Origin of the sequence: Acinetobacter pragensis (genome assembly GCF_001605895.1) — a bacterium.
Classification (GTDB): domain Bacteria; phylum Pseudomonadota; class Gammaproteobacteria; order Pseudomonadales; family Moraxellaceae; genus Acinetobacter; species Acinetobacter pragensis.
In genome coordinates, this window is sequence record NZ_LUAW01000026.1 from 52,413 (window position 1) to 60,312 (window position 7,900).

A 7,900-nucleotide genomic window follows, 5' to 3' on the forward strand; every position below is an offset into this window, starting at 1 on the left:
TTATAACATAACATTTAACAGATATTGTTTCTAGTATGCTTTTGATAAGAACTGATAAATAGTCGATTTTTATTTTACTTAGTTGAATTTCTACAATATCCAAATAAGATCAGAGAATGTCCTGTGAGTTGAAAATCATGCTTTGTTGCAATATCTAGAAGTAATTTTTCAATTTCCTCATTCTTAAACTCAATGATTTGGTTTGTTTCTTGACAGACAAGATGATCGTGCGAAGTATCTTGCTTTATCTCAAATACAGCATGATTGTGATCAAAGTTATGGCGTTGAATAATACCTGCCATTTCAAATTGAGTTAAGACACGATAGACCGTTGCTAGTCCAACATCCTCATCTTGCTCCAATAGTTTTTTATAAATATCCTCCGCACTCAGATGGTGAGGAATTGAGTTTTCCAATATTTCTAAAATTTTTATTCGCGGAAGAGTGACTTTTAGTCCTGCTTTTCTCAGGTCTTGATTGCTAATCGCCATATGTGTAATCCGTATTTGATAAAGATGGGGAGGATGAATCTTAATAAGTAAACATCATTCATTATTGATTGAGTCTCCAAATTGTTTGTGTCTGGGTATCCTCTAAAAGGATGCCACTTTTAAGTAATTTCTGTCGAATTTGATCTGCTAAAGCATATTGTTTATTGCTTCGTGCTGTATTTCTTGCCAGAATCGCTTCTTGGATTTCCTGCTCGGAAAGGGGAGAATCTTGTTCACTAGCTGAGTGCTTTAATATTTTCTCAGGATCATACTGAAAAATATTTGTGCAGAAGTCATTTAAGGTAATGGCAATATCAAACAGCAGTTCATCTTTATTTAATTCATAAAAGTCTAAAATGCCTTTGAGCTCTTCCCCTTCAAATAAAGTGTTGTCACGGAACAAGTCAGAATGAATAAAGCCTTTAGGACGGTTCGGGTACATCGCCGTCAAGGCATCATACACGCCTAAAAGATTGTTCAGCAGCATGGTGTCCGCATCATTCAGACTCGGCTTCACCTCGCGCGATACTTGACGCCAGTAGGCATGATCACGGTAAAAAGCGCGCTCCAGCGGAAAGTCCTGCAGCGCAACATGCATTTTAGCCTGCGCCACAGCAATCGCTTCCGCCTGACCTAAAGAGGCCGGCATAGGGTGTTTTCCCTGCATGCGCGGCGCAACTTGCGCAGGTTTATCTTTTAACGTGTGAATGGCTTTGCCGCCATGCGACAGCGGTACAGGCACGGCCAAACCGGCTTGGCCTAAATGCTCAAGCACTGGCACCAATTCACCGGCAGCCTGCTCATCCATATCTTCAAAGATGGTCAAGACATACTGCTGGCCATTTTCGCAGACAATAAAATAGTTGGTATTTTGAATCCCTCCTTGAATGGGAATCAGGTCAACCGCCTTTAATCCATAAGGCGCTGTGAAGTCCTGAACTTCCTTTAAAGTCAAAGTGGTATAAACCGACATAGAAAACCTGCGAAAAATCTTACATAAGTTTGATAGAATACCTTTTCAATCTGCCAAGGTGTAGCGCTTGTGCGGGTGAGTTTCATAATCGGCTGTAATTATTGGAAAAAATTATGCTTGCTAAACGTATTATTCCTTGCCTTGACGTAGACAATGGCCGCGTCGTGAAAGGTGTGCAATTTTTAGATATTCGTGATGCAGGCGATCCAGTTGAAGTAGCGCGCCGTTATAATGAACAGGGCGCAGATGAAATCACCTTTTTGGATATTACCGCGACTTCCAATGGCCGCGACACCACCTACCGCACCGTAGAACGCATGGCAGAATCTGTGTTCGTGCCGCTGACTGTAGGCGGCGGCGTGCGCAAAGTCGAAGACATCCGTCTATTGCTGAATGCCGGCGCAGATAAAGTCAGCATCAACTCAGCAGCCGTATTCAATCCTGAATTTGTTCAGGAGGCCTCGCAGCGTTTTGGCGCACAGTGCATTGTGGTCGCCATTGATGCTAAAAAAACCGGCGACAATAAATGGGAAATTTTTACCCACGGCGGCCGTAAGCCGACCGGTATTGACGCGATTGAATGGGCCGTAAAAATGGCTGACTTCGGCGCCGGTGAACTGCTGGTCACCTCTATGGATGCGGACGGCACCAAAGCCGGCTATGACCTTGAACTGATGCGCAATATCAATGACCGTGTAACCATTCCAACCATTGCCTCTGGCGGCGTAGGCAACTTACAGCATTTGGCAGACGGTATTTTAAAAGGCGGCGCAGATGCAGTTCTAGCGGCATCTATTTTCCACTTTGGCCAATACACCATTCCAGAAGCGAAAAAATACCTTGCAGAACAAGGGATTGAAATGCGATTGTAATTAGCAGCGGCATTAAAGATTGATTACAAAGAGCGCTTCGGCGTTCTTTTTGATTTTAAAAAAGAATAATATTCAGCAAAATCAAAATATAATAAGACCAATAAAATGCATATTTTAAGCGTCCAGATGCAGCTCACCTCAAAAAAAAATATTCGAATTTGTCATTCTTGCCGCCATAGTGACTACACTTTATATTGGAGTCACCAAATCAAATTCATCATTGCGGCAAATTCATTAAGCAGACAAAAGTTGTGCATGAGCGTTTTAGTGGTTCAGATGAAGTTGAATATATCTATAGCTTTTCAAATGAACTAGGCGTTTCGTTCAACTTTACTTGCAGCAGGCAAGTGATTAAACAACTTCCAAGCTTAACAAGCTTGTAGCCAGAGCTGCCTATTTGTTTCCAATACACGCCCATCGCTAAAGATCGAAATTGACTATTCTTTACACTGACTCAAATTAAATAGAACATGTATTTAGACAAATTTATATTTTTAATCGGCCTCTGCAGCTTATTGGCAATGTGGCCGATTTTTGCGTTGCTCAAGCCTAACACTCGGACCCAAGCTATCATTCTTATTTTGCTCATCTGCAGCTATTTTTATGTGTATCTCGTTGGTCTGGATCAATACCGCAATGCCCTGTATCAAAAAGCTTTAGATGCGCCGCAACAAGAAAAACAATGCGCCGTATTCACCCAATACATCAAATTCAATTTGGGTCGAAGAAACAGCCATGAAACTGCACTTCAATTTAAAACCAGCGCATCAGAATTTTTAGAATTTAATGGCGATCGCACAGCCTTTCAACATATAAATCAATTAGCCCATTTAAACTTGGGACAAACTTATTGCTTTGAATATGCATCAGAAATAAAAGATTGGAATGGCCGCTTTATGCTGACAAAACTGGAAAAAACGCCATAAAAAAAGGAGTCCGCAGACTCCTATAAACCAAAAAATTACAGCGCTCGGTTCTCTAAAAATGACCAGTGAAATATACAGACAGTTTATCGAAGACCGCTAAGCATCTTCAATTAAGCCACTATAAAACAAAAGCGGCGGCTAAATATTGACAATAAAAGCGTAAATTATTGACCAAACACGACAAATCTTACTGTGCAGCGCACCTCTCTGACAGGCATCATTTAAACTGTTGCGTTTTCGAGTAATTTTGCTTTCTTCTCAACCCATTTTACAGGGCGGATACGGCTGACAACCCAATTCAAACGCTCTGACAGCGCCTGCGGCAAGGCAATGCCCAGCGGGTTGCTTTCCTGCAGTTCCGGCGATGAAATCACCCGGGTTCCCAAGATGTAGTCAAACCATGGTTTGGTAACACACCAATTGGCATCCTGATTGGAATTCATATGATGATCATAGTGCCATGGAATTTTCTTCATGGCCCATTCCGGCTCTAAATGCGCACGGCGGTGAATATAGTAGTAATTTCCGGCAGCATACAGTACAGACAGGCTCATGCCTTTAGAAACTGGATAAAACAGCGGCGCAAAAACGCCTGCGACCACAGCCAGCGAAATGATTTCATTTTTTGTGCGCCAATTGCTGAATCCTTCTACATAGCCATGATCGTGAAAATCTGTTTTCCGCACTTCACGATGATGTTCCCAATGCGACTTCATGCTGTCAGGTACAGGGCTGTAGCGCGGCTTCCCTGCACGGTGTGTGCCGTGCAGAATATATTTATGCGCGACCCATTCAAATCCATTCGCAATCACCAAACCCGCTATAAAACCTTTCCACATATGCGTTCTCCCTCTATCCATCTGACTATAGAGAATGCAAAAGACTAGATATTGACCTATTTTTTGAATATCATTGACAAATTACGACAATATTCCAAAAACAAAAAATGCAGCAGCTCAAAAACTATACCGGCTCAGTCTATGGCGGCCTCGGACATTTGCTTTATGCATTTTATCAGGCTCAAGCGCTTGTGATTCCAGAACAGCTGGAGCAGATCCAAAATTTAGAACGCTTTGACTATACCGTATGGCGTGATTTGCTGACACAGCTCGATCATCAGCTGCAGCGCCCCGCACTCGGCTTAGAAATCGCAGAATTGGTCCAGCCTAAGCACTTAGGCATTATCGCCTACATTGCCATGTCCTGTGAAAACCTCGGTGAAGCCTTGCAGCGCTACCATGATTTTCACCGTTTAATTTATGACGGCTCGCCGCTGCAGGTTTCTGCAGAAAATGACCTGCTCTCTATCCGCTGGTCTGACCTGCCTAAAAATATGGCGACTCAATTGACCGATGAAGTCGCCATTGCATTGATGATCGGCTTTTTAAAGCACTTTATGGACTTTAAAGAGATCTGCCTGCATGAGGTGCATTTTCAATCCGCAGCGCCTAAACATGTGGCGCTGTATGAACAGTATTTTCGCTGTAAAGTCCGCTTTTCCCAGCCCTGCTCGCAAGTGCTGATGCCGATTCAGGAGCTGTCAAAACCCTTTTTTCAGGCGGATCAAACCTTGCAGCTGCTGCTGACCCAGCAAGCCAATGCCTTGCTGGAAAAACTGCCGAATACCACCCAAACCGATCATCGGCTGCAGCAGGCGATTTTAACCGGGCTACAAAAAAACCTGTTTCAAATAGAACATATCGCCAATCAGCTGAATATTTCAGTGCGCCAGCTGCAGCGCCATCTCCAGCAGCAAGGCACCACCTACCAGCAGCGGATGCAGGAAATCCGCTGCATGATGGCTGAAGAATATCTGCGTGATCCGCATTTGAGCCTGCAGGAAATTTCTCTGCTTTTGGGATATTCGGAACAGAGCGCCTTTCAGCGCGCATTCAAGCAATGGCAGCAGCTGACTCCGCAGCAATGGCGGCAGCATAATTTATAAAAGCGCAGCATATGAAGATACTGGTATTTTACGGCTCTTTATGTCATTGTCTTTTGCATTAAACAGTCATGAAAATAAGTTAAATTCAGAAAAATAAGCGGCAGAAAATGAACTCAAGGAGTTTCTATGAATAAGTACATTGCAGAATTAATTGGCACCTTTTGGCTGGTTTTCGGCGGCTGCGGCAGCGCAGTGCTGGCAGCGGCATTCCCTGAACTCGGCATCGGCTTTGCCGGTGTTGCCCTCGCCTTTGGCCTGACCGTATTAACCGGCGCATATGCCCTTGGACATATTTCCGGAGGGCACTTCAACCCAGCCGTCAGTATTGGCCTATGGGCAGGCGGACGCTTCGATGCCAAAGACCTTGTTCCGTATATTGTGGCACAAGTCATTGGCGCGGTACTGGCAGCTTGGATTCTATACTTAATTGCCAGCGGTCAAGCCGGTTTTGCAGGCACAGGCGGTTTTGCCAGCAACGGCTTCGGTGATTTGTCACCGGGCAAATACTCCATGGTTTCAGCACTGATCATTGAAGTTGTGCTGACAGCCATGTTCCTGATTGTCATTATGGGGGCAACCGACAAACGCGCCCCTGCGGGTTTTGCCCCGATTGCCATTGGCTTGGCTTTAACATTGATCCATTTGATCAGCATTCCAGTCACAAATACATCAGTGAACCCTGCGCGAAGCACAGGCGTGGCATTCTTTGCTGAAACTGCGGCTCTAGGCCAATTGTGGCTGTTCTGGGTCGCGCCGATTATTGGCGCTGTGATTGGCGCGCTGATTTATAAAGGTGTGGCCAAAGAAGAATAATCCCCCGCGTGATTTGCCTTTAACCACAAAGGCAAATCAAAACAATAAAAAAAGCGCAGTGCTGCGCTTTTTTATTTTCCTTAGATGGATAGGGCCGGCATTTACAGAAAAGGGTTCTCCACTTCGCCACCATGCTCACGCTGAACCGCTTCAGGCAAGTCCGGTGCGCTTTCCAAAGCCTTAACTACCTCATTCAGCACGGCCTGCAGCGCTTTAGCGGCCTGCAGTCCAGCTTGGTCTTTGGTTAATTGCAAATTGCCGTACAGGCTGACGCAATCTTCTGCATTTTCAAGCGTCAAATCATGAATCGCATGCGATTCTGTCGCATTTTCATAAGGCTTAAACATCATTTCCTCTTATCTTGTTGTTATTCAATCAGGAGTGTCTGCCACCATCCTAATGCAGGAAAATCATTTCAACAACTGCAGAATGTATTGAAGCAGGGATTCCACCAGCTGCTTAACAATCGCATCTTGCGCAGCGCTGTCCAGCCCAGTCGAGGCCTGCCCGGCTGATCCAGCGGATGATGAGCTTCCCGCTGGCTTGAATTGCTTTTGCATCGCCTGCAGATCATCGTTGCTGACATCTTCTGCGCACTGGCTCTCTGCATCCCAGTAAGAATATTCTATCGGCTTCGCCGCTTTCACTGCAGTGGCCTTTAATGGCAAATTATAGGTATTGCGCTTCTGCTCTTCATTCAGCTGCGGAAACAGGTTAATGCCCAGCTGCTCTTCCAAATAGCAGACACTGACGATTTTCACCTGCAGAGAATTATCATTTGGCGCATAGTACGCGCCTATTGCGCCTGTTTTCGGCAGATATACCGCTTTATAGGTTGCCGTCGGCACAATTACGCCTTTGCCAATGGTCTTGAGCTTTTGGGCAGCAAAAACTGGCCCAGAGACAATATAGACATCCTGCTTCTGTTTTGTGGCTATGGCCCGGGTCGCCTCTTCCAGCTCACGCCAAACCTGCTGATTGTTTTTCGGCGCCTGCGGCACCATGTTGGCCAATGAAAAACTGTCAAACTGCGCATCTTTGGTCGGCATGTCGGCATTCGGCGCCATATGGCCGCGGTCATAGCCTGATGCACGGTAATCCGACAGCAGCGCCCGATGCGCTTCATTGACGCGGGGTTCTTCATGGAAACTGTCTTCCCGCGGAATTTTTTGGCTTAAGCGCTCTGGTGTAAGCGCTTCCGCCACCCACAATGGCGTTTTTGAAACGCCTGAATACATCACATTGAAACCGTTAAAGCACAGCGGATAACTGTTTTTATTCAGGCTGTCCTTCATTAGATAAGGCGGCACATCACGGTAAAACTGGTCTAAGCATGCCGAATTAGAAGGTGCTGCCTTCGCAACAAACTGCTGAATTTTTTCTTGTCCGAATGCAAAAGCAAAACTTCCTGCAGCCACAAAGCCTAAAATCATTTTTACGCCATTTTGGTTCAAAAGCTGAGCCAAAATATTCCCTGAACTGCTTTTCTTTCTTGCCATTACTTACAACATTTACTTTTAAAAAGAACTATTTTTCGGGAGCTTAGCAAGCATGCGGCGTGAAGTATATGGAACTTTTTTTGCCTTGCTTAACAAATATACAGGAATTGTCCAACAATACAGCAGTTGGTGTAACAAAATGTCGCGCTTGTATTTAACTTTATACGTGGGATTGAAGCCTTTCAGTAGGTTTGATTGAAACAGGCCAATCAACTGTGACATGGTAAAAATACGAAAACACGAAAAAAGATTGATTGGAGTCATTATGCATTCTAAGACGCAGACGAAAGCWWGKTWATAGAGTCATCCTGADDDCTTVGTWWKCMRMYWTYWRSKWSRAWMAAAAAAAACCACCCGCACACATCACTATCTTAAACGCAC

8 protein-coding genes and 1 pseudogene are annotated in these 7,900 nt (G+C 44.8%); 4 read left to right on the forward strand and 5 right to left on the reverse strand.

The features are described 5' to 3' along the window. Positions 1–74: 74 nt before the first annotated feature. Together fur and AZH43_RS12220 are read right to left on the reverse strand one after the other, a co-directional pair. Positions 75–491: a ferric iron uptake transcriptional regulator gene (fur, locus tag AZH43_RS12215; RefSeq protein WP_067670062.1), complete on the reverse strand. Its 417-nt coding sequence runs from the start codon at positions 489–491 to the stop codon at positions 75–77. A gap of 283 nt (positions 492–774) precedes the next feature. Continuing rightward, positions 775–1,464 (reverse strand): annotated as a pseudogene (locus AZH43_RS12220) (phosphotransferase); the annotation flags it as partial. 113 nt (positions 1,465–1,577) lie between these two features. Here AZH43_RS12220 and hisF point away from each other — a divergent pair. Next, positions 1,578–2,336 carry an imidazole glycerol phosphate synthase subunit HisF gene (gene hisF / locus AZH43_RS12225; protein WP_067670064.1) on the forward strand — a complete coding sequence of 253 codons (759 nt, stop codon included), beginning with the start codon at positions 1,578–1,580 and terminating at the stop codon, positions 2,334–2,336. 605 nt (positions 2,337–2,941) lie between these two features. Further along, positions 2,942–3,262: a hypothetical protein gene (locus tag AZH43_RS18910; RefSeq protein WP_227509815.1), complete on the forward strand. Its 321-nt coding sequence runs from the start codon at positions 2,942–2,944 to the stop codon at positions 3,260–3,262. 221 nt (positions 3,263–3,483) lie between these two features. On the opposite strand, the gene AZH43_RS12235 is transcribed toward AZH43_RS18910, so the two are convergent. After that, positions 3,484–4,101, reverse strand: coding sequence for a hypothetical protein (locus AZH43_RS12235; protein WP_067670066.1), 618 nt, complete (start codon positions 4,099–4,101; stop codon positions 3,484–3,486). A gap of 107 nt (positions 4,102–4,208) precedes the next feature. On the opposite strand from AZH43_RS12235, the gene AZH43_RS12240 reads away from it, so the two are divergent. Together AZH43_RS12240 and aqpZ are read left to right on the forward strand one after the other, a co-directional pair. Further along, positions 4,209–5,207, forward strand: coding sequence for an AraC family transcriptional regulator (locus AZH43_RS12240; protein ID WP_067670068.1), 999 nt, complete (start codon positions 4,209–4,211; stop codon positions 5,205–5,207). Between the two features lie 126 nt (positions 5,208–5,333). Then, positions 5,334–6,020: an aquaporin Z gene (aqpZ, locus tag AZH43_RS12245; RefSeq protein ID WP_067670070.1), complete on the forward strand. Its 687-nt coding sequence runs from the start codon at positions 5,334–5,336 to the stop codon at positions 6,018–6,020. A gap of 101 nt (positions 6,021–6,121) precedes the next feature. Here aqpZ and AZH43_RS12250 read toward each other — a convergent pair whose 3' ends face one another. Next, complete coding sequence (locus AZH43_RS12250; RefSeq protein ID WP_067670072.1) at positions 6,122–6,367, reverse strand: hypothetical protein; 246 nt, start codon at positions 6,365–6,367, stop codon at positions 6,122–6,124. Between the two features lie 63 nt (positions 6,368–6,430). Beyond that, positions 6,431–7,519 carry a DNA/RNA non-specific endonuclease gene (locus tag AZH43_RS12255; protein WP_067670074.1) on the reverse strand — a complete coding sequence of 363 codons (1,089 nt, stop codon included), beginning with the start codon at positions 7,517–7,519 and terminating at the stop codon, positions 6,431–6,433. Positions 7,520–7,900: the final 381 nt, after the last annotated feature.

What these genes read in the sequence shown, in the direction of transcription:
- AZH43_RS12250 (WP_067670072.1), bottom strand. Translation starts at nt 6,367, where the DNA reads ATGTTTAAGCCTTATGAAAATGCGACAGAATCGCATGCGATTCATGAT.
- AZH43_RS12235 (WP_067670066.1), bottom strand. Translation starts at nt 4,101, where the DNA reads ATGTGGAAAGGTTTTATAGCGGGTTTGGTGATTGCGAATGGATTTGAA.
- fur (WP_067670062.1), bottom strand. Translation starts at nt 491, where the DNA reads ATGGCGATTAGCAATCAAGACCTGAGAAAAGCAGGACTAAAAGTCACT.
- hisF (WP_067670064.1), top strand. Translation starts at nt 1,578, where the DNA reads ATGCTTGCTAAACGTATTATTCCTTGCCTTGACGTAGACAATGGCCGC.
- aqpZ (WP_067670070.1), top strand. Translation starts at nt 5,334, where the DNA reads ATGAATAAGTACATTGCAGAATTAATTGGCACCTTTTGGCTGGTTTTC.
- AZH43_RS12255 (WP_067670074.1), bottom strand. Translation starts at nt 7,519, where the DNA reads ATGGCAAGAAAGAAAAGCAGTTCAGGGAATATTTTGGCTCAGCTTTTG.
- AZH43_RS12240 (WP_067670068.1), top strand. Translation starts at nt 4,209, where the DNA reads ATGCAGCAGCTCAAAAACTATACCGGCTCAGTCTATGGCGGCCTCGGA.